Below are 20,642 nucleotides of genomic sequence, written 5' to 3' on the forward strand. Positions count from 1 at the left end.
CAGTCTGGTGATCATGGCCGAGATTGATCGTTACTACTCGGCGCTGCGCCTGCGGCTGGTGACCGGCGTCGCCTTGGCGATTGCATTGCTTGCAGTGTTCCTGTCGCTGTATTCGGGATGCATTGCGTCGCCTTATGACCAGCTCGATCCGCTCGTTACATCACTGTGGGTCAACAGGGTCGCCGAATCCATATCGCTCCGAACGATGCTGCAGCTCATGCCGCAAAAAATTCTCGGCTTCTACGGATTTCCGGTGATGACGATGGGTTTCGCTTTGGCTGCGCTGATCAAGTCCAATCCGGTTGCGCGCTTCCGCTGGATCATCGGCATTGTTGCGCTGGCCGCGCTGACCGCGCTTAGCGTTTGGGAGATAAGGGGCGCAGCGGCGGCTTCGATGGTGGCAGCTCCGATTTTTGCCGCAGGCCTCGCCGTTCTGTGGCCAGCGCGCGCCGCCGGACGAAGCCTGATCTTTTTGGCACTTGCGGCGTCACCAGCCAGCTTTGCAGCATTGGGGCTTTCGGCAAGGGCGTTAGTTGAGTTTATCGCACCAAAGATGGCGATCGCTGACATAAAGGAGTCCAAATGCCAGACGGTGTCCGATGCCGCTCCCATGCGCCAGCTTCCGAACGGACGTGTCATGGCGCCGATCGATCTCGGACCAGCGATTCTCCTGGAGACCGATCACGCCGTGTTTGCCGCGCCATATCATCGCAATAACGATGGCAATGCCGCGATGCTCAAGCTGATGCTGGCGCCGCTGCCTGCTGCGCGGCAGATGCTGGCAGATCGTCGCGTCGACTATGTCGTGACTTGCTCGGCAGCTCCGGATCAGGATCTTGTCAGACTTGCGCCGGACGGATTGGCCGCGCGGCTCGGCCGCGGCGAAACACCTGACTTCCTTGAGCCGCTCGATCTCAAGCCCGTGCACGATATCTCCGTCTGGCGCGTGCGATAGGCCGAGGTGCACCCGTTACGAAACTTCGCCCGAGCGTCGTATAGCTCGATCTCTGCTTTGGAATGTCTCTCGTGAATTGATGAAGTTTACGCGCCCGTTCAATGACTGCACAGGAAGTGTGGCCCGATGTCTGCGCTCGAGTATTTTTACCCGCCGCCCCATAGCCAACGGAATGTGCTTGTTGCCAAAACTAGCTGGCACATTTGCGCGTTCGTGCTTTCACTTTTCGTGCTTGCCGCTACGCTCAGCGCGATCCGCAAGGACGTCACGCGCGGCTTCGATGAAGTGGCGCACGCGTCGTATGTCGCGCATCTCCAGCACTCCGGTGAAACATGGCCTGCATTTGCAGACATGCGAATATTGGACCCGTCGACTTTCCACTTCACGGGGGAGGCGAACTATCTTGATCATCCCTCACCCTACTACTTGCTGCTGGCCTGGATCGGCCCCGATCTGGAAGATCATCCTCAAGCCATCATCGTTCACCGGCTGATCAATGTGGCGCTTGCCGCAATCGGACTGACAGCTCTCATGGCGATCGGCATCGTGGCCAGCCTGCCGCGGCTCACGCTGTACGCCTACATAGTTCCTCTCGCCTGCATTCCCGTGCTGGCGCCGCTTGCTGGCGCCATTAACAACGACAACGCCGCATTCGCCGGCGCTGGAGTTACTACTCTGGCGGCTTATCAGCTTCTGGTCACCGGAAGACAGGGCTGGCTGATGGCTGCACTAGCAGGGGTGATCCTGGCCTCGTGGGCAAAGTTCACCGCGCTGCTATTGACCGGAGGGCTGATTGCGGGCGTGTCGCTCTGGTTGTTCTGGCGCGGCCGGCTGCAGCCTCGATCGATCGCGCTGATCGCAATCGCCATGCTGGCGGCGGCCGCGCCGTATATCGTGTTGTTGGCGCAATACGGCAGTCCGACTCCGCAGACCGCTGGACAAATCGCGATGATCAAGGCGGGGGCGATCGCAGTCGGCTGGGATGGCGCCGAACGCATGACGGCTTTGCGCTTTGCGGCACATTTCATGTCGGAGTTTGTGCTGGAATGGATCCCGACATTGAAGCCGCGCAATGCGCTGAACTACGCGGCGCTGGCAATCCCGATCGTGACTGTGCTCTGTGCTTTTGCCGGAGTTTTCATATCCCTGCGGCGGATCGCGCAGGGAGAGCCGGCTCCGCTCCATGTGCTGATCGCCACCCAGGCGCTAGGGTTCGCCGCAACATTCCTGGTTCACGGCATCTACAGCTATCAGCTGCATACCCAGTTCGGTTGGCTGACAAGCGCCTACCCGCGCTACTATCTGCCGCTAGCAGCGCTGGTTCCGCTCGCGGGACTGGCGTTGCTCGAAGCAGTCAAACAGCCGTCGGCACGTACCATTCTGCTGGTGTTCCTGATTGCCGGCCCGGTGCTGTTATGCATAACCGGCGCGCCATTGGGATAGACGCTGCTCGTGCGCGCATCTGAGTAATGACGCCTGCAAAATCAGGTCCGCGGAAACCCTTTCGTTGGCGCCGCACATGGCATAAGCACTGCCCAAACTTTCAGGGCGCTTAGCAGAATGATCCGTCTCGACAACGTCAGCAAACAAATCGGTCACCAGATTCTCTTTATCGAGGCGTCGGCAGCGCTCCAGAAGGGCGAAAAGGTCGGGCTGGTCGGCCCCAACGGCGCCGGCAAGACCACCCTGTTCCGAATGATCACAGGCCAGGAACAATCCGATGAGGGCCAGGTGGCCGTCGACCGGGGTGTCACGATTGGCTACTTCAGTCAGGATGTCGGCGAGATGTCGGGCCGTAGCGCGGTATCAGAGGTGATGGACGGCGCCGGTCCGGTCAGCGCCGTCGCGGGCGAGCTAAAGCAGTTGGAAGCCGCAATGGCTGATCCGGCGCGGGCCGATGATATGGACGAAATTATCGCGCGCTACGGCGAGGTGCAGGCGCGCTTCGAGGAGCTCGACGGGTATGCGCTTGAGGGCCGAGCACGTGAGGTGCTCGCCGGGCTCAGCTTCAGCCAGGAGATGATGGACGGCGACGTCGGCGCGCTCTCGGGCGGCTGGAAAATGCGCGTCGCGCTCGGTCGCATCCTGCTTATGCGTCCCGATGCCATGCTGCTGGATGAGCCCAGCAATCATCTGGACCTCGAAAGCCTGATCTGGCTGGAGCAGTTCCTCAGGGGCTATGAAGGCGCGCTGCTGATGACCTCGCACGATCGCGAATTCATGAACCGCATTATCAACAAGGTGGTCGAGATCGATGGCGGCGCGCTGACCACGTATTCGGGCGATTACGAGTTCTACGAACAACAGCGCGCGATGAATGAGAAGCAGCAGCAGGCGCAATTTGAACGTCAACAGGCGATGCTTGCGAAAGAGATCAAATTCATCGAACGCTTCAAGGCGCGCGCTTCGCACGCAGCCCAGGTGCAGAGCCGGGTAAAGAAGCTCGAGAAGATCGAACGGGTCGAGCCGCCGAAGCGTCGCCAGACGGTGTCATTCGACTTCCTGCCGGCGCCGCGCTCCGGCGAAGACGTGGTCAGCCTGAAAAGCGTCCAGAAGGCCTATGGCGTCAGACGAATTTATGACGGACTGGACTTCATGGTGCGTCGCCGGGAACGCTGGTGCGTGATGGGCGTCAATGGCGCCGGTAAATCCACGCTGCTGAAACTGGTGGCGGGCTCCACGCCGCCGGACGAGGGCATCGTCGCGCTCGGAGGCAGCGTGAAGATGGGCTACTTCGCACAGCACGCAATGGACCTCTTGGACGGCGAGCGCACCGTGTTCGAGTCCTTGGAGGACTCCTTTCCGCAGGCTGGTCAGGGCTCGCTGCGCGCGCTCGCCGGCTGCTTCGGTTTCTCCGGCGATGACGTTGAAAAGAAATGCCGGGTGCTCTCGGGCGGCGAGAAGGCGCGGCTAGTGATGGCTAAAATGCTTTTCGACCCGCCGAATTTTCTCGTGCTAGACGAGCCCACCAACCATCTGGATATGGCCACCAAGGAGATGCTTATCGGCGCGCTGTCGCAATACGAGGGCACCATGCTGTTCGTCTCGCACGACCGGCATTTCCTTTCCGCGCTTTCCAACCGCGTACTCGAGCTCACGCCAGAAGGCATTCACCAGTATGGCGGCGGCTACACCGAATATGTGGCGCGCACCGGGCAAGAAGCTCCGGGCCTCCGTAGCTGAAGGGATTCCAACGTATTTTGCCGATGGGAGATTCAAAAGAGGGATCGGCCCGGGAGCGCACGATCGCGTTGGTGGTCATCTAGGCAAAAAATTGTTCGCGACAGCCAGGGTGCCGCGCTCGTCGGTTTCCAGCGCAATCTTTTGCGCGAGCATGACATCGCCGGCGACGAGGTAATCCTTTGGTACAAAACACCAGCCTGCGCGCGGCCGTCCTGCATCGTCGAGCTCATAGACGTTGGCGCCGGTCCCGTGGCGTATACGGTAGCGCTTTCCGCTGTGACATCCGGTGACGTCGAAGTAGTTGTGCTTGTCGTACTGCGCCAGCTGCTCCTCCGATAACCAATCCTTCATGAGCTTCAGCCCACGCGCTTCGGTTTCGTTCATGAAACTCGGATCATAGAGCCAATCGCGCAGGCCAACCGCAAGGCGCGAGCAAACCGTCAGAATATTTCGGAGCTTGCCGGTTGCGATGTGCAGAACTTCCACGATCAGAACCGTATCTTGGCCCCCGACCAGACGCGGAATAGATAATGTCTTTCCGAAGTCGGATCAAAGGTGCGGGCGAGTTTGTGGTCCCATGTGATCTGAGCGGCCATTCCATGCTCCAGGGGGTCCCCTCGTCGGAGCAACGTCTCCAATGCTGGAGCTCAGGAAAAGTTCCAAAGCCGTTCAGCGGCGTGCGGGCGGCGGACGACAGGCGTGCCAGATTCAAACAATTTTTCGGGCGCGAAACTCGGCGATCGACTTGTCATCGTAACCGTATTCTTTCAGGACTTCATCGGTGTGTTCGCCCTTTTCTGGCGTCGCATGCACCACGCGGCTCGGAGTTCGGCTGAGCTTGATGGCTTGATTGACGACTTCGATGTTGCCCAATGAACCGTGCTCGACCGGTGCCGCCATCCCGAGATGCCGAACCTGAGGGTCGGCAAAAACCTGGTCCATTCGGTTGATCGGGCCGCAGGGTACGCCCGCCTTGTTCAACATATCGATCAGCTCGGCACTGGAGCGCTGTTTTGTGACCTCGGAAATCGCCTGGTTGAGCGGGATGCGGTTGCTGGAGCGGCCTGCATCATCGGCAAAGCGCTGATCCTGCAGGAGATGCATCAGGTCGAGCGTTTGACAAAACCGCGTGAAGATATGCTTGCCGGAGGCCGCAATATTGATGTGGCCATCGCGCGTGGGGAACACCCCGGTAGGTATGCTGGTCGGATGATCGTTACCGGCCTGACCCGGCACCTCCTTGGCGATCAACCAGCGCGCCGCCTGGAAATCGAGCAACGAAATTTGCGCGCCAAGCAGGGATGACTGCACCCATTGCCCCTCTCCGGACACTTCGCGTTCCAGCAGCGCGACCAGAATCCCCATTGCGCAGAAAATGCCGGCGCCAAGATCAGCGACGGGAATGCCGACCCGCACCGGACCTTGCCCGGGAAGACCGGTGATCGACATCAGGCCGCCCATCCCCTGAGCGATCTGGTCAAAACCCGGCCGCTCGCGATAGGGCCCGTCCTCACCGAACCCTGAAATAGAACCATACACGACGCGCTTGTTGATTGAGCGAACGGTTTCGTAATCGATCCCGAGGCGAAATTTGACATCCGGCCGGTAGTTCTCGATCACGACATCGGCGGTTTCCACCATGCGCTTGAAGATTTCGACGCCGGCCGGTTCTTTGAGATTGAGCGTGAGGCTTCGCTTGTTGCGATGCAGGTTCTGAAAATCGGGCCCGTGGCGCGGTCCGCCCATATCGCTCTCGTCGAGCCCTCGTGGTAGTTCGATCTTGACGACATCCGCCCCCCAGTCAGCCAATTGCCGCGCCGCCGTAGGTCCCGCCCGCACTCGCGTGAGATCAAGCACTTTAAACCGGGCAAGCGCCTTCGAGGCGGGGGTAAAGGACATCAGTCACTCCAGTTCGATTGATTGAGGGTCCAAAGCATTCAGGCGATCAAAGCCATTTGGCGCGGCTCGAATTCCAGCCATGCATTGGCTCCGACCGCGATGTCATCGAGAGGCGACGTCATCACCCTGAGCGGCGCGGCGCCTTGGCGCGGCCGCACCAGATAGTCCCAATGCTCGCCAAGAAAGGCACGCTCCAGCACGATGACCCCGACCGAAGTGCCGCCGTCGGCTGACGGAGGCGCGGCGGACATCCGCATCGTGTGCGGGCGGACCGAAAACACCGTCTTGCCATGGGAGGGAACATCTTGCTCAAACGCCGAGCGCGGCAGGGCGAACCCGTCAAATGCAATCCGATGGCCGTCGCTAATGCCCTCGATGAAATTGGTTCGGCCGATAAAGCCAGCGACGAAGCGCGTCTTGGGTTTGTTGTAGAGGGCGCGCGGATCATCGATCTGCTCGATGCGGCCCTGGTTCATGACCGCGATCCGGTCGGAGGTAACCATTGCCTCTGCCTGATCGTGCGTCACGTAAACGGTTGTGACGTGGAATTCATCGTGCAGCCGCCGGATTTCAAAACGCATCTCTTCGCGCAGCGTGGCATCCAGATTGGACAACGGCTCGTCCAACAACAGGACTGACGGCCGGATGACGATCGCGCGCGCCAGCGCAACCCTTTGCTGTTGGCCCCCGCTGAGTTCGGCAGGATAGCGGTCGGCAAGATGATTCATCCGCACGACTTCCAGCATCTCCCCGACGCGACGCTTGACTTCGGCATTCGGCAACCTGCGCAGTTCCAAACCAAATGCGACGTTTTGCTCGACCGTCATATTCGGCCAGATCGCGTAGCTCTGAAAGATCATGGACATCTGGCGCCGATCCGGCGGAATCGAGCCGGCCGGCGAGGAAAGAATCTGATTGTCCATCTCGATGGTGCCCAGGGTGGGATCGACGAAGCCGGCTATCATCCGCAGCGTGGTTGTTTTGCCGCAGCCGGAAGGCCCAAGCAGTGAAACGAATTCTCCGGATTGGAGTTCGATGTGGATATTGTCGACGGCTTGGAAATTGCCGTATCGCTTGCTGACGCCGCTCAATCTTAGGCTGCTCAACTATTCCTCCGCAGCATGAAATCGCGGCCGATCACCTTCGATCCAATAGCCGCGATCCCGACGGTCGCAACCAGCAGGATAACCCCCAGCGCGGACAGGACCTCGAAATTGCCTTCCTCAGAGAGGTCAAACAGCATCACCGATATCACACGGGTGTTCGGCCCGACCAGGAAGATTGCCGACGACAGTTCGCGCGTGGCCGGGATGAAAACCAGGATCCAGGCGCCGGCGAGACTTTTCTTTAAAAGCGGAATCAACACCTTTCGAATCGCCAGCAAGCGACCGCCACCGAGAATTCGAACCGCCTCTTCCATCTCCGGATTGATGCTGCGCAGCCCTGCCGCACTTGACGTGTAGGCGATCGGCAGGAACCGGGTCGTAAAACCCAGGATGAGAATTGTCGCGGTGCCGTAGAGCGCGAGCGGAGGTGGCGCGTAGGCTGCGTAGAACCCGATCGCAAGCACAATTCCAGGAACGACGAACGGAGCCACGCACAGGAAAGCCAGAACATTGCTCCACGGCACCAGCTTGCGGTTGACGACGTAGGCCACAGCCAGCGACAGGCTTATCGCCGCGAATGCCGTAACAGCGGAATAAAGGAAAGTGTTGAGGATAGTCTGCTTCGCCTGGGTCTGCTCGACCAGGAGATAGTAGAAATTGTGCAGGGTCAGATTATCGAGAGCGAAGCCGCGACCCCATGCTTTCGCGAACGCGGCTTGCAGCAGCACCAGCATCGGCATGAAAACCGAAAGCGCGCAGACAAAAAGCGCATAGCCGAGCATCACCCAACGCCACGGCCCGAGTGCGATCATCCGCCGTTCGCCGCCCTTGCCAGTTACCGAGGCGTAGCCTCTACGTCCCAATATCGTGCGTTGCAGCCAGAACATCAGTACGGTGATGGCGAGCAGAGGCATCGCGTAGGCCGCCGCCTCCTCGACCCGCACGGGATATTCGAAAAATTGCCAAAGCTGTGTCGACACCACGTTGAAACGCGCCGGTAATGCAATGAGCGCGGGCGCGCCGAATAGCGCAATGGCCTCGAGGAAGCTGATAATGATGCCGCCGATGATCGCCGGCGTCACCAATGGCAGGGTAACGCGCAGCATCGTCCGGAATGTGCGGGCGCCGAGGATATTCGCGGCATCCTCCATTTCAGACGAGACCAGATCGAGCGCCGAACTCGTAAACACGAACGTGTAGGGAAAGGACGTCACAGCGACGACCAAAATCAGCCCCGTCATCGAATAGACGTTGAAAATGCCATGGCTGGCGCCGCTCAAGCTCATCCATATTTTGTTGAGCCAACCCGAATTTGGTCCGGCCAGCAATATCCAGCCGATGGCCCCGAGATAGGGCGGGGTCACGAACGCCGCGAATACCATGAGCCGAACGAACGCCTTGCCCGGCATGTCGGTCCGGGAAATCGCCCAGGCGATCGGAACCGCAAAGCAGGTCGCGAGTAGCGCAACTCCGACCCCGAGCTCCAGCGAGTTCGCCAACGACTGGAGATGCCGGATATTGCCGTACGCGGTTCGATAGTTGGCCAGCGTGAAGTGCCCGGTATCAATTTCCTGCAGGCTGGAAATGATCAGTCGCAGAATGGGATTGAGAATCAGGAAGGCAAGTAGCGCGACCAGCGCCAGCCACAGCAGCATGCTGGCATCGAGCCGCCGCAATCGGGAAGCCACGCCGGCGAAATTGATGGCACGGAGATCGAGCGAGTTCTCACTCACGTCTTTTCACCCTGTCGTGACCTAGACGCCGAAGGTTTCGCGCCACTGCTTGATGACTTCCGGCACGCCCTTTGTAATTTGCTCGACCGTCGGTCGAATGATCTTCAGGTCCTTGGCCGACTTGGCTCCCTTTGGAGCCGACACCTCTGGCCGGATCGTTTCATTGAAATGATCAACCCAGATCTGCGACGCGCGTTCGCTCATCAGGAATTCCATGAAAAGCCGAGCCGCATTTAGATGCTTGCTGCCCTTCATGATGCTGGACGGCGCGATAATCAAGACTGTGCCATCGGTGGGATAGACCATGGCAAGCGGATTGCCTTTTTGCACGCTCTCGAGCAGCGTCCCGACCGGACCCGATCCGGCGATGGCGCTTTCGCCCGCATTGAGCATCGTGACGGTGTCGTTGATCGAACGGCCAACCCTCGGATTGTTCTTCGCGAGTTTTTCGAAGAACTCCCAACCGTATTGATTGCGCAGCGTCAGCGCCCAGGTCCCGACATAGCCGCTGAACCCGGGATGACCTAATGCGATATTATTATTCCATTTGGGGTCGAGCAGGTCCGTCCAGTTCTTAGGGACATCCGCCTCCTTCACTTTGCCGGTGTTATACCCGATGCCGATCATGCCCGCGGAGGTGACGAAGTAGTAGCCGTCCGGATCATAGCCTTTGTAGATGTCGAGCACCTTGCTGGCGTTCTCGGGCACGTATTTTTCGAAAGCACCCTTCGCCTTCAGCTCGACGGAATGGCCGATATCTGTCGAACTCAGCACGTCGCACTGGACCGCGTGGGCTCTGAGTTCCTGGGTAACTCGCTGGTAAGCGACTTGTGCGGTGGTGCGCAGTACGTTGACCTTGAGACCCGGATACATCGATTCGAAGCTGCGGCCCAGCGCTTGCGCGGTGATGTCGTCGGAATGGGCGGTGTACCAGGTCAGTTCGCCGCCCTCCTTTCTGGCGGCTTCATATAGATCCTTTTCGTGGGGCGTCATTGTCGCTGCGGCTTGCGCCAGCGCCTTTTGTCCGACGCCGAGAGCTAACAACGCAGAACCGCCGAGTATGAAATTACGCCTCCACATTGGGAACATGCCGAACCTCACCAGGACTTGTTTGTTATTGAGGTGAGTATGCGGGCATTTCGATCAGGGTTCAATTCATTCCGCCGGAGCAGACTGAGGCTTTGCCAACAGAAGGCATTGCGGCGCAGCATCTTCAGCATAGAATCAAAGCGAGGCGAGAACGCTGGTTCGTAGCCAGCCCAACAGCACCTGTAATCGTTGTGGCGAACCCGAAAGCACGTTCGCGAGAGTGAAGCGCACAACTGCTGGAACCATTCGACCTTGAAATGAATGACGATGGACCGGGACCGCGATAATTAGACAAATGCATAATTCCGCGATCTTGCGAATGATGGCGTTGTTGATCGTGGCGAACGGCGCACCCGTCCTCGCCAAGAAGATCTGCGGCCGGCGTTTATCCTTTCCACTGGACTCGGGCGCGATGCTTTCTGACGGGCAGCCGGTGTTCGGGCCGTCGAAAACATTTCGCGGCGTGGCGGCGGCCGTCCTCGCGAGCGCAGCGGCTTCACCGCTGCTCGGTGTGGACCCCAAGGTCGGCGCCAAGATCGGAGGCGCAGCCATGTTAGGCGACCTGGTCTCCAGTTTCGTCAAACGTCGGCTCAACATGCCGCCGAGCAGCCAGGCGCTCGGAGTCGATCAGATTCCCGAATCCCTGCTTGCGATGCTGGCATGCCGCGACACGCTGTCATTGACCGGTACCGACGTCGCACTCGGCGTCACCATGTTTTTTGGCGGCGAGCTGGCGCTGTCGCGGCTTCTGTACCGCATCCATCTTCGCGACGTGCCATATTGACGAGGATTCCCGAAACCCAATCAGCCTCGGCGAAGACAATGCAAGGTGATTTCCGGCGGGCAATTGAGACGTACGGGAACGACGCTCGACCCCGCTCCTACCGATGTGTAGCCCATCATGTTCTGGTATTGCCAGGCACCTGCCCCCATGCGTCTGGGCAGCGCCGACTCCAGCGTGATCGGAATCGATCCAGGCAAACAAATCTGCCCCCCATGCGTGTGACCGCTCAACATCAGGCTGAACTGCGCATGAGCTGCTTGACGGTAGATCTCAGGGGTGTGTGACAGCAAAATCGAGAACGCCCGGTCCGGAATCTGCAGCGAAGCCTTTTCGATATTGTCCATTCGGTAAAAATGCGCGTCATCGACCCCGGCCAGAAAGACATGCTCGTCGCCGCGCGCGATCACCTCGCACTCGTTTATCAGTATTCGCATTCCCATGGCTTCAAGACCAGGAACCATCTGGATCGTGTCATGATTGCCCAGCACGCCATAGATTGGGCCGCGTAGATGGGTTCGCACCCGCCCTACGCCGTCCAGCGCGGCCTCGAATGGCCCGAAAGTCTTTCCGCGAAAGTCGCCCGTCAAAACGCAAAGGTCGTAGTGCAATTCGCCGACCAGTTCGATCAATCTGCGCATTGCCGCCTCGTTCATATCGACGTGCATGTCGCTGATATGCAGGATCGTGAATCCGTCGAAGCGCGGCGGTAGATCCTTTGACCTCACCTCGTTTTGCTTGACGATAATGCGTTCCGCGTTACGACGGGCGCGCCAGTAAAGACCGCTCAACTTCAGCGCGGCTCGAATCAGCGATTGGGCCGAGTACCAGTTCTCCAGGTGCAGCAAGGTGAGGCCTTGCCCAAAAATTTGCGCTTCGTGATCGCATTCGATGCCCAGCCGCTGCCTGGCGTGCAATCGCCCAAGACGCTGCTCCAGCGTCGCCAGAATGTCATCGTCCATTTGAGCAGATCCCCCGCTCATCCGACGGCTGTCATCGCGTGGGGCAGTCACTGTCGCAACATCGGATGTTCATTCAGCACATCTTCGCGGATGGAGACGGCCTGAATTGCCCGAAACAATATCCGGGCGGTTTTCAGATCGTTTGCGCTGACGCACAGGTTCACGATCTGACGTACGGAAGAGTCGCGAAGCAGGTCGTCGGAAATCTTGATGGCAATTTGCATTGCCGCCTTGGCAGCGCGCTCGTACCGTTCCGCATGATTTTTTTCCTTTTCCGGTTGGTCGCCGGCGGCAGCTCGTTTTTCGGCGCTATCAACAGCAGAACGGCATATTTCCCGAATCCTGTGCGCCGCCTCGATATCGCCGATCGGCCACTGGATCTCTTCCTCCCAGACCTCTTTGCGTTCGCGTTTATCGAACCACCGCCGCTCCCCTTTAGCGAACCACCACATCGCCCATGCCCGCAAAATCGAAAAACGCAGAATGCCGGTGGTCGGCAGGGCCGTCATTTCGATCGATACGGGCCCTAGATCGCCGGCAATATCTTTCCCGGATTGAAAATATTTTCTGGATCGAGCGCCCGCTTCAGCGCTCGCATGGCATCTATCGCTTCAGAGCCGAGTTCGGCCTTCAAATATTTCTGCTTGCCCTGGCCGATGCCGTGCTCACCGGTGCAGGTACCCCCCATCGCCTGGGCGCGCTCGACAAGTCGATGCATGAATTCCTCGCCCCGCGCCATCTCGTCGCGATCGTCGACGTCGCACAGCAGAGAGCAATGGAAATTGCCGTCCCCGACATGACCGACAATCGGCGACTGCAGATTGAGCCGATTCAAATCTGCCTCGGTCTCCATGACGCAATCAGCGAGCCGCGAAATCGGTACACAGACGTCGGTCGCCACAACGCCCGCGCCGGGCCGCAGCGCTTTCACCGCCCAATAGCCGTCGTGCCTCGCCTGCCAAAGCCTGGTGCGATCCTCCGGCCTTGTGGTCCAACTGAATTCACCGCCGCCGCATTCATTGGCGATCTCGCTGAAATTCCGCGATTGCTCAGCGACCTCATTCTCGCTGCCGTGGAATTCGAGCAGCAGCAATGGCGTCTCCGGCAGCGTCAGTTTTGAATACGCATTGCAGGCGCGCACCTGCGCCGCGTTGAGCAATTCGATCCGCGCGACCGGGATGCCGGTCTGAATGGCAAGGATCGTTGCCTGACAGGCGCCCCGCAAGGTCTCGAACGAACAGGCGGCTGCCGCGATGGTCTCAGGGATGCCGCGCAGCTTGATGGTGAGCTCGGAGATGATGCCGAGCGTCCCTTCGGCGCCGACGAATAGATGCGTCAGATCGTAGCCGGCGCTGCTTTTCTTGGCCCGGGTGCCGGTGGTGATGATTTCGCCATCGGCGCGCACCACCTTCAGGGCCAGCACGTTGTCGCGCATGGTACCGTACCGCACCGCATTGGTGCCGGAAGCTCGCGTCGATGCCATGCCGCCTAGCGAGGCATCGGCGCCGGGATCGATCGGAAAGAACACGCCCTGGTCGCGCAGATATTCGTTCAGCGCCTTGCGGGTGATACCGGGCTGGATCACGCAGTCGAGGTCATCGGCGTGGACCTCCAGCACGTTGTTCATGTCGCGCAGATCGATACAGACGCCGCCGGCCGGCGCATTGACCTGTCCCTCAAGGGAAGTGCCGGTGCCGAACGCGATCACCGGCACTCGATTTTTCGCGCAGATCCGCACGGCGTCCTGGATGTCGGCGGTCTCCTGGGCCATCACCACCGCATCCGGCGGCTCCGGCGCCAGCCACGTGGTGGTGTGGGCGTGCTGGTCGCGCACGGCTTGCGAGGTGATCAGGCGGTTGCCAAAGCGGGCCGCCAGCGCTTCCAGCGTGCTCGCCAGCGCCTGCGGTTCCGGGCGTTTCAGATTGCTGCTGGCGATGGTGTCCACTAGATTCTCCCGGCGTGCGGCCGACCCTTGCAAAGCTTATATAGACGGTCAAGACGCGGAACTACATGGGAGACCTTATGACGACCACTGCTGGCGACGAGGAAGTTTTGCTCCGGCCCGCGCCGTTTCTGGCTTCCATCATGCAAATCGAGCCGCAATGGATCGACTATAACGGCCATCTGAACATGGCCTATTACAATGTGATGTTTGACCGTGCCATCGACCAACTATGGCTGCAGATCGGGATCGGTCCCGGCTACATGAAGGAACGTCAGGGATCGACCTTCACCGCCGAATGCCACGTGCGCTACTTGCGCGAGGTTCATCTGGGAGACCCGGTGCAGGTTTCGGTATTGCTGGTCGGCGCTGACGAGAAGCGGTTACATACTTTCGAGGAACTACGGCATGCCAGCGAGGGCTGGCTGTCGGCCACTTCCGAGAACATGACGATCCACGTTGACATGAGCACACGAAAGACCGCGCCGTTTCCGCCGGATATTCGCGCCCGCATCGAATCGCTCGCGAACGCTCATTCCAAGCTGCCGCGGCCGGTGGGCCTTGGCCGGAAAGTCGCGATGCCCGCCAGGTAACTGCGCGGGGGCGAGTTGCCGCTGCCGTCGGTGGCGGTGACGACCGCTAGACGCGAGTGCGGCCGCGCGTCAGACCGATTACCGCGGAGACCAGGAACAGCACCACCGCGATAAAGAAGATGATTTTGGCGATTTCGATCGAAGCGCCGGCGATGCCGCCGAATCCCAAAATACCTGCGATCAGCGCAATAATCAGAAACGTAACAACCCAGCCAAGCATGACGACCTCTAAGTTTTTCCGTCTCGGTTTAGGCGCGAAGCTAATGTCCGCGCATCTGCTTCGGAAATAATTGGATAAGGGAATGAAGGTTCCCTGCAGTACATGCGCCTGAAACCCACGAAATTTCTTCAACTCGCAGGAACAATTTTGAGGTCTTGGCCGGACGGCCCGAGCCGCCGCCCGGTTGATAAAGGCCTGTCATAATCGCCACAAAACCCCATATGCAGTTTAATCCTGCTATGAAGGCTCCCCTTGGCCGCCCGACGGTGCCATCGTGCGCGGAAAACGATTCGCTTATGACCGAGCCGAACAAGCTGATTCATCGCGAAGTTCCCGATCACCAGCCAGCGGCCGGTGGCATCGCCGCGCGCGCCCGCGCTAGCGCAACTCCACAGTATCTCGCCGGCCTCAATCCCGAGCAGCGCGAGGCCGTGGAAACCCTGGACGGGCCAGTGCTGGTGCTGGCCGGTGCCGGGACCGGTAAAACCCGTGTGCTGACCTGCCGGATCGCGCACATCCTCAGCATGGGCCGGGCCAGGCCAGGTGAAATCCTCTCCGTGACTTTCACCAATAAGGCGGCGCGGGAGATGAAGCTGCGTCTCGGCCAGATGCTGGGCCAGGCAGTGGAAGGCATGCCGTGGCTCGGTACATTTCACTCCATTGGCGGACGCATCCTGCGAACCCATGCCGAACTGGTTCAGTTGAAGTCGAGTTTCACGGTACTCGACGTCGACGATCAGATCCGGCTCCTGAAGCAGCTCCTGCAGGCCGAGAACATCGACGACAAGCGCTGGCCGGCACGAATGTTGGCCGGACTGATCGATGGCTGGAAAAATCGCGGACTGACACCTTCGCAAGTGCCGCCGGGCGAAGCCGCGATCTTCGGCAATGGCAAAGGCGGCAAGCTCTACTCGGCCTATCAGGAACGGCTGAAGATCCTCAACGCTGCCGATTTCGGTGATCTGCTGCTGGAGAACATCCGGCTATTTCGCGAAAATCCGGATGTGCTCAGGCAATACCAGAACCGCTTCAAGTTCATCCTGGTGGACGAATATCAAGACACCAATGTCGCGCAGTATCTTTGGCTGCGTCTGCTGGCGCAGTCACCGTCGAAGCCCGAAGCGCCTCAATCACTGGTCGTTCCGGCTCCCACCGATTATTCGATCCCGGCATCCGGAACCAACGATAAACAAACGGCGGCTTCCGGGTCTGCTCCTGCAGTGCAATCCGCTTCGTTGTCCTCTGCTCGTCCGAAAAACATCTGCTGCGTCGGGGACGACGATCAGTCGATTTATGGCTGGCGCGGCGCCGAGGTCGATAACATCCTTCGCTTCGAGCACGATTTTCCCGGAGCAAAGGTCATCCGGCTGGAACGCAATTACCGCTCCACAGGACACATCCTCGCTGCCGCATCCCATCTGATCGCGCACAATGAAGGTCGGCTCGGCAAGACGCTTCGTACCGAAGATGTCGATGGCCAGAAGGTCACCGTCACGGGATCATGGGACTCGGAAGAGGAAGCCCGCGGCATCGGCGAGGAGATCGAGGAGCTGCAACGCGCCGGCGAAAATCTCAATGATGTGGCCATTCTGGTTCGCGCCTCGTTCCAGATGCGCGAGTTCGAAGACCGCTTCGTCACGCTTGGCCTGCCCTATCGCGTGATCGGCGGCCCCCGTTTCTATGAGCGCGCCGAAATCCGCGACGCGCTGGCCTATCTGCGCGTCATCAACTCGCCCGCCGATGATCTCGCTTTCGAACGTATCGTCAATGTGCCGAAGCGCGGCCTGGGCGACGCGACCGTGCAGATGCTGCATGATCATGCCCGCAAGCGCCGGATTCCGCTATTCGAGGCGGCCCGCGCCGTGATCGAGACCGACGAGCTGAAACCGAAAGCCCGAGGCGGCCTGCGCGACGTCATCACGTCTTTCGAACGCTGGCGCGCGCAGCGCGAAGTGATTTCGCATACCGAACTCGCCGAAATCGTGCTGGACGAGAGCGGCTACACCGAGATGTGGCAAAAGGATCGCTCAGCCGATGCCGCCGGCCGTCTCGAAAACCTCAAGGAACTGGTGCGCTCGATGGAAGAGTTCGAGAACCTGCAGGGTTTTCTCGAACACATCTCACTGGTGATGGACCGCGACGGCGGCGCCGATGAGGAGGCAGTCTCGCTCATGACACTGCATTCCGCCAAGGGACTGGAATTTGACAACGTGTTCTTGCCCGGGTGGGAGGAAGGCCTGTTCCCGAGTCAGCGCACGCTCGACGAGCAGGGCCGTGCCGGGTTGGAAGAGGAGCGGCGTCTCGCCCATGTCGGCCTGACCCGCGCCCGTCGCCGTGCCAAGATCTACTTCGCCACCAACCGCCGGATTCACGGCACGTGGTCGACCACCATTCCGTCGCGCTTTCTCGACGAATTGCCGGCACCGAATGTCGAGATCACGGAATCAAAGGGCGGCTCCGGATGGGGCGGCAGCAGCGGTTACGGTCCGTCACGCTTCGATAACGTCGAATCCTTCGGGTCCAGCTACGCGACCCCGGGCTGGCAGCGCGCCCAGGCCAACCGCGCCCGCGGTCGCAAGGGCCAGGCCGGCGGCGGTTTCAATGAAAGCCAATCGCCATTCTCGTCCCGAGCCGAGCCTGGTGGCTTCGGCCGCACGAACCGGGCTCCGATGACGATCGAGGGCGAGCTGATTGCGAAGTCCACCGGCACCACCTCGGAATTCAAGTTGGAGGACCGTGTGTTTCATCAGAAGTTCGGCTACGGCCAAGTGGTGAAGATTGATGGAAACAAGCTTACCATCGCGTTCGAAAAGGCCGGCGAGAAGAAAGTAGTCGATAGCTTTGTCGAGCGGGCGTAAGGCACCGTCCGGAAAACCTTGAAGCCGATTTTTGTCGTACAAACCGCGAAAAGCGATCGGCTGGCCATCATCTTCAAACAAACTGATGACACCGAGCCTGTTCGGGCGGTGATCCGACGCCACCGCGAGCGTAGACCTGAACGCAAATTAACGAAGTTTTGCCCTTTTTAATGAATTTTTAGAAGCAATACGTCTCCGCCATGTTTACCGAAAAATCGCGGATACCGGCGATCATCCAACTCGCTTAGCAGTTGTGCGCGGTTGGCGCGATCAGGGTCTGCCCAAATGAGTGAAACAGGTTCGTTTCTCCAGGAGCTTGAGGAGGCCGTCACCCGAGGCACGCCCGAAAGCCGCAAGCGAGCCTTGTGGCATACCACTGACGTGATGATCTCCGGCCGCTACAGCGACGACGAGATATGGACATTCGGCGCGGTGATCGGACGATTGGCCGACGAAATCGAAGTCGCCGCGCGCGCGCAGCTTGCCCGACAACTCGCCCGTTTCGACCGGGCCCCGGTCAACATCATCCATAAGCTTGCCTTTGACGATTCGATCGACGTTGCCGGCCCGGTGCTCCGCGAGTCCGAGCGCCTCGAGCCCTACGCGCTCGTCGCCAATGCCTGCACCAAAAGCCAGACGCATATGCTCGCGATCGCGGAGCGGAAATCGATCGATGAGTCTGTCACCGATGTACTCGTCACACGGGGCGACCAAAAGGTCGTGAGCTCGGTGGCGCGCAACAATGGCGCGCGGCTTTCGGACTTCGGCTTCCTGCACATGATCAAGCGAGCGGAGGGCGATTCCATCCTGGCCGAGCAGCTCGGTCTGCGCGAGGATATTCCCAGGCACATCTTTCAGCAGCTGATCGCCAAGGCGTCGGACGACGTGAAGAAGCGGCTCGAACGCGAACGCCCCGGCATGATCGACCAGATTCAATCCTCGGTGAGCGATGTCGCCGGCGAATTGCAGTCGAAGTTCGGGCCGGTTTCGCGAACCTATTATGTCGCCAAGCGCGTCGTGACTACCCAGTTTCAGCAGGGCAACCTCAACGAAAACAGTATATCCGGCTACGCCCGGGCCCACCGCCTGGAAGAGGTCACGATCGGGCTATCACTGCTTTGCTCATTGCCGGGCGATGTGATCGAACGCGCCGTATTGGACAAGAACAGGGAAACGCTGCTGATCCTCGCCAAGGCGCTGGAATTTTCATGGGAGACGACAATGTCATTGCTGTTTCTCGGCGCAAAAGAGCATCGCATTACAGCCCAGGAGCTGAGGGAGCTGGAAGGCGAATTCGGCCGTTTGAATGTCGAGACGTCCCGCAGCGTTCTGGAGTTTTACCGCTCACGCAAGAATGCCGATGGCCTGGTGAATGCCGACCCGCAGCGCCACCCGGCATTATCGATGCAATAAGACGCCGACGGAAGCGGACCGGGACAATGAAAATCAACGCACTCTCCTTTGGTCGCAAGCAGCGCGCCAGCGCTTCCGACGGATCGCGGCCAGACAAACCGCTGGATGCCGCCTGGATCGTTCTCGAAGCCGCGAACGATTTGGGCGACCTGGCTACGGTCGAAGTATGCCGCCGCGTGATTGATGCCGGACTGAACGGAAGACAGGCGGCCGCCTACGACCTGCACGTCATCAGCGAATATTTCCGGTAACTGCCACAGGTCTTTTCTTCGTAACGCAACATTGCAGGCGTGACGTTGCGGTTGGACTCGTGTCTGCCTTTCGCACCCTTGCAGTGACCAGCGCATGGCCGAGTGCTTGAGTGGGTCCTTGCGCCTTGCCGCGGCCGTAGCTATTTGTCGATGCTCGCCGTGAGCGGCTCGAAATGCCGCCTTTTTTGTCGCATTTCAGATTCAGGCCGTCAGTCCCGCATGGCTTCCATCATCTCCGTTGCACATCTGTCAAAGACCTATGGCGCCGGTTTCAAGGCGCTCGACAACATCAACCTTGAGATCCAGCGTGGCGAGATCTTTGCGCTGCTCGGGCCGAATGGGGCCGGCAAGACCACGCTGATCAGCATCATCTGTGGTATTGCCAATCCGACAAAGGGCAAGATTACAGTCGGCGGCCATGACATCATCGACTCGTATCGGGCCGCGCGCTCACTGATCGGATTGGTACCGCAGGAACTTCACACCGACGCCTTCGAGTCGGTGTGGGCCACAGTCAGTTTCAGTCGCGGCCTGTTCGGCAAGCCGAAGAACCCGGCGCATATCGAACGCGTGCTGAAGGACTTGTCGCTGTGGGACAAAAAGGACGCAAAGATAGTCACGCTGTCCGGCGGAATGAAGCGCCGCGTCATGATCGCGAAGGCGCTCTCGCACGAGCCAGAGGTGCTGTTTCTGGATGAGCCCACCGCAGGCGTCGATGTCGAATTGCGCAAGGGAATGTGGGAGGTGGTGCGCAGGCTGCAGGCTTCCGGCGTCACCATCATTCTCACGACGCATTACATCGACGAGGCGGAGGAAATGGCGGACCGGATCGGTGTCATCAACAAGGGTGAAATCATCCTGGTTGAAGACAAGGCGAGCCTCATGCAAAAGCTCGGCAAGAAGCAACTTAGATTGCAACTGCAAAGCTGCATCGAGGCGATCCCGTCCGCGCTTTCACCTTACAAACTCGAATTATCCGACGACGGGTCCGAGCTGATCTACAGCTATGACACCAAGGGCGAACGCACGGGCATCACCAGCTTGCTCGGTGATTTGCGTGCCGCCGGGATCAAATTTTCCGATCTGGAGACCACTCAGACGTCGCTGGAAGACATCTTTGTCAGCCTGGTGAGGACGCCATGAATTTCCGGGCAATCCAGGCAATTTACCTGTTCGAAATGGCGCGCACCTGGCGCACGCTGCTGCAAAGCATCGTTTCGCCTGTGGTCTCGACGTCGCTGTATTTCGTGGTGTTCGGGTCAGCGATCGGTTCGCGGATCACGCAGGTAGAAGGCGTCAGCTACGGGACCTTTATCGTGCCCGGGTTGGTGATGCTGTCGGTACTGACGCAGAGCATCGCCAATGCTTCGTTCGGGATCTATTTCCCGAAATTCGTCGGCACCATCTACGAGTTGCTATCTGCGCCGATCTCCTATTACGAGATCGTGCTCGGCTATGTCGGCGCGGCCGCGACCAAGTCGATCATTCTCGGCCTGATTATACTCGCCACTGCCGGGCTGTTCGTGCCGTTGCACATTCACCATCCGTTCTGGATGTTGGCGTTCCTGGTGCTGACCGCGGTGACCTTCAGCCTGTTCGGTTTCATCATCGGGATCTGGGCGGACGGTTTCGAAAAGCTGCAGATGATCCCGATGCT

The 20,642-nt window shown here is 59.5% G+C and carries 18 protein-coding genes and 1 pseudogene; 10 read left to right on the forward strand and 9 right to left on the reverse strand.

The genetic code is table 11. The features are described 5' to 3' along the window. The 3 genes and pseudogenes from VJV58_RS15540 to VJV58_RS15550 form a co-directional block, all read left to right on the forward strand. A pseudogene (locus tag VJV58_RS15540) lies at positions 1-955 on the forward strand (hypothetical protein); the annotation flags it as partial. Between the two features lie 126 nt (positions 956-1,081). Further along, positions 1,082-2,398: a hypothetical protein gene (locus VJV58_RS15545; RefSeq protein WP_324138252.1), complete on the forward strand. Its 1,317-nt coding sequence runs from the start codon at positions 1,082-1,084 to the stop codon at positions 2,396-2,398. Between the two features lie 117 nt (positions 2,399-2,515). Then, positions 2,516-4,138, forward strand: a complete 1,623-nt coding sequence (locus VJV58_RS15550; protein WP_324138253.1) for an ABC-F family ATP-binding cassette domain-containing protein — start codon at positions 2,516-2,518, stop codon at positions 4,136-4,138. A 75-nt stretch (positions 4,139-4,213) separates the two neighbouring features. Here the strand turns inward: VJV58_RS15550 and VJV58_RS15555 are convergent, their stop codons facing one another. The 5 genes from VJV58_RS15555 to VJV58_RS15575 all read right to left on the reverse strand — a co-directional run bounded on the left by VJV58_RS15555 (position 4,214) and on the right by VJV58_RS15575 (position 9,920). Then, entirely contained in the window at positions 4,214-4,522 is a 309-nt protein-coding gene (locus VJV58_RS15555; protein WP_324138269.1) for a hypothetical protein, read from the reverse strand. 324 nt (positions 4,523-4,846) lie between these two features. After that, the gene (locus VJV58_RS15560) at positions 4,847-6,037 is read right to left on the reverse strand and encodes a CoA transferase (RefSeq protein ID WP_324138254.1); all 1,191 of its coding nucleotides are present in this window, start codon (positions 6,035-6,037) and stop codon (positions 4,847-4,849) included. A gap of 38 nt (positions 6,038-6,075) precedes the next feature. Next, positions 6,076-7,143 carry an ABC transporter ATP-binding protein gene (locus VJV58_RS15565; protein ID WP_324138255.1) on the reverse strand — a complete coding sequence of 356 codons (1,068 nt, stop codon included), beginning with the start codon at positions 7,141-7,143 and terminating at the stop codon, positions 6,076-6,078. Then, entirely contained in the window at positions 7,140-8,876 is a 1,737-nt protein-coding gene (locus VJV58_RS15570) for an iron ABC transporter permease (protein ID WP_324138256.1), read from the reverse strand. Before VJV58_RS15570 ends, VJV58_RS15565 begins: the two co-directional genes overlap by 4 nt. 21 nt (positions 8,877-8,897) lie before the next feature. Then, positions 8,898-9,920 carry an ABC transporter substrate-binding protein gene (locus tag VJV58_RS15575; RefSeq protein WP_324138257.1) on the reverse strand — a complete coding sequence of 341 codons (1,023 nt, stop codon included), beginning with the start codon at positions 9,918-9,920 and terminating at the stop codon, positions 8,898-8,900. A gap of 367 nt (positions 9,921-10,287) precedes the next feature. Here VJV58_RS15575 and VJV58_RS15580 point away from each other — a divergent pair, with 367 nt between their 5' ends. Beyond that, positions 10,288-10,749, forward strand: coding sequence for a CDP-archaeol synthase (locus VJV58_RS15580; RefSeq protein ID WP_324138258.1), 462 nt, complete (start codon positions 10,288-10,290; stop codon positions 10,747-10,749). A gap of 20 nt (positions 10,750-10,769) precedes the next feature. Here VJV58_RS15580 and VJV58_RS15585 read toward each other — a convergent pair whose 3' ends face one another. From VJV58_RS15585 to VJV58_RS15595, 3 genes are read right to left on the reverse strand one after another with little or no spacing between them, the layout of a single operon-like run. Next, positions 10,770-11,708, reverse strand: a complete 939-nt coding sequence (locus VJV58_RS15585) for a metallophosphoesterase (RefSeq protein WP_324138259.1) — start codon at positions 11,706-11,708, stop codon at positions 10,770-10,772. A 47-nt stretch (positions 11,709-11,755) separates the two neighbouring features. Then, the gene (locus VJV58_RS15590; RefSeq protein WP_324138260.1) at positions 11,756-12,217 is read right to left on the reverse strand and encodes a hypothetical protein; all 462 of its coding nucleotides are present in this window, start codon (positions 12,215-12,217) and stop codon (positions 11,756-11,758) included. A 17-nt stretch (positions 12,218-12,234) separates the two neighbouring features. Continuing rightward, positions 12,235-13,653 (reverse strand): FAD-binding oxidoreductase, encoded by a 1,419-nt coding sequence (locus VJV58_RS15595; RefSeq protein WP_324138261.1) that lies wholly within the window; start codon positions 13,651-13,653, stop codon positions 12,235-12,237. A gap of 77 nt (positions 13,654-13,730) precedes the next feature. Between VJV58_RS15595 and VJV58_RS15600 the strand changes: the two genes are divergently transcribed. Continuing rightward, the gene (locus VJV58_RS15600; RefSeq protein WP_324138262.1) at positions 13,731-14,243 is read left to right on the forward strand and encodes a thioesterase family protein; all 513 of its coding nucleotides are present in this window, start codon (positions 13,731-13,733) and stop codon (positions 14,241-14,243) included. Positions 14,244-14,289: 46 nt separating this feature from the next. Here the strand turns inward: VJV58_RS15600 and VJV58_RS15605 are convergent, their stop codons facing one another. After that, positions 14,290-14,463, reverse strand: coding sequence for a DUF1328 domain-containing protein (locus tag VJV58_RS15605; protein ID WP_324138263.1), 174 nt, complete (start codon positions 14,461-14,463; stop codon positions 14,290-14,292). A gap of 296 nt (positions 14,464-14,759) precedes the next feature. Here VJV58_RS15605 and VJV58_RS15610 point away from each other — a divergent pair, with 296 nt between their 5' ends. From VJV58_RS15610 to VJV58_RS15630, 5 genes are all read left to right on the forward strand, one after another. Then, positions 14,760-17,321, forward strand: coding sequence for an ATP-dependent helicase (locus VJV58_RS15610; protein WP_324138264.1), 2,562 nt, complete (start codon positions 14,760-14,762; stop codon positions 17,319-17,321). 285 nt (positions 17,322-17,606) lie between these two features. Continuing rightward, positions 17,607-18,734: a DUF2336 domain-containing protein gene (locus tag VJV58_RS15615; protein ID WP_324138265.1), complete on the forward strand. Its 1,128-nt coding sequence runs from the start codon at positions 17,607-17,609 to the stop codon at positions 18,732-18,734. Positions 18,735-18,760: 26 nt separating this feature from the next. Continuing rightward, positions 18,761-18,985, forward strand: coding sequence for a hypothetical protein (locus tag VJV58_RS15620; protein ID WP_324138266.1), 225 nt, complete (start codon positions 18,761-18,763; stop codon positions 18,983-18,985). A gap of 219 nt (positions 18,986-19,204) precedes the next feature. Further along, positions 19,205-20,128 carry an ABC transporter ATP-binding protein gene (locus tag VJV58_RS15625; RefSeq protein ID WP_324138267.1) on the forward strand — a complete coding sequence of 308 codons (924 nt, stop codon included), beginning with the start codon at positions 19,205-19,207 and terminating at the stop codon, positions 20,126-20,128. Continuing rightward, on the forward strand, positions 20,125-20,642 hold a 518-nt coding region (locus VJV58_RS15630; protein ID WP_324138268.1), incomplete at its 3' end, for an ABC transporter permease. The genes VJV58_RS15625 and VJV58_RS15630, both read left to right, overlap by 4 nt.

Origin of the sequence: Bradyrhizobium sp. (assembly GCF_035273305.1) — a bacterium.
In the GTDB taxonomy this organism is placed as follows: domain Bacteria; phylum Pseudomonadota; class Alphaproteobacteria; order Rhizobiales; family Xanthobacteraceae; genus Bradyrhizobium.

What these genes read in the sequence shown, in the direction of transcription:
- VJV58_RS15620 (WP_324138266.1), top strand. Translation starts at nt 18,761, where the DNA reads ATGAAAATCAACGCACTCTCCTTTGGTCGCAAGCAGCGCGCCAGCGCT.
- VJV58_RS15545 (WP_324138252.1), top strand. Translation starts at nt 1,082, where the DNA reads ATGTCTGCGCTCGAGTATTTTTACCCGCCGCCCCATAGCCAACGGAAT.
- VJV58_RS15585 (WP_324138259.1), bottom strand. Translation starts at nt 11,708, where the DNA reads ATGGACGATGACATTCTGGCGACGCTGGAGCAGCGTCTTGGGCGATTG.
- VJV58_RS15580 (WP_324138258.1), top strand. Translation starts at nt 10,288, where the DNA reads ATGGCGTTGTTGATCGTGGCGAACGGCGCACCCGTCCTCGCCAAGAAG.
- VJV58_RS15605 (WP_324138263.1), bottom strand. Translation starts at nt 14,463, where the DNA reads ATGCTTGGCTGGGTTGTTACGTTTCTGATTATTGCGCTGATCGCAGGT.
- VJV58_RS15600 (WP_324138262.1), top strand. Translation starts at nt 13,731, where the DNA reads ATGACGACCACTGCTGGCGACGAGGAAGTTTTGCTCCGGCCCGCGCCG.
- VJV58_RS15590 (WP_324138260.1), bottom strand. Translation starts at nt 12,217, where the DNA reads ATGACGGCCCTGCCGACCACCGGCATTCTGCGTTTTTCGATTTTGCGG.
- VJV58_RS15560 (WP_324138254.1), bottom strand. Translation starts at nt 6,037, where the DNA reads ATGTCCTTTACCCCCGCCTCGAAGGCGCTTGCCCGGTTTAAAGTGCTT.
- VJV58_RS15615 (WP_324138265.1), top strand. Translation starts at nt 17,607, where the DNA reads ATGAGTGAAACAGGTTCGTTTCTCCAGGAGCTTGAGGAGGCCGTCACC.
- VJV58_RS15625 (WP_324138267.1), top strand. Translation starts at nt 19,205, where the DNA reads ATGGCTTCCATCATCTCCGTTGCACATCTGTCAAAGACCTATGGCGCC.
- VJV58_RS15610 (WP_324138264.1), top strand. Translation starts at nt 14,760, where the DNA reads ATGACCGAGCCGAACAAGCTGATTCATCGCGAAGTTCCCGATCACCAG.
- VJV58_RS15550 (WP_324138253.1), top strand. Translation starts at nt 2,516, where the DNA reads ATGATCCGTCTCGACAACGTCAGCAAACAAATCGGTCACCAGATTCTC.
- VJV58_RS15555 (WP_324138269.1), bottom strand. Translation starts at nt 4,522, where the DNA reads ATGAACGAAACCGAAGCGCGTGGGCTGAAGCTCATGAAGGATTGGTTA.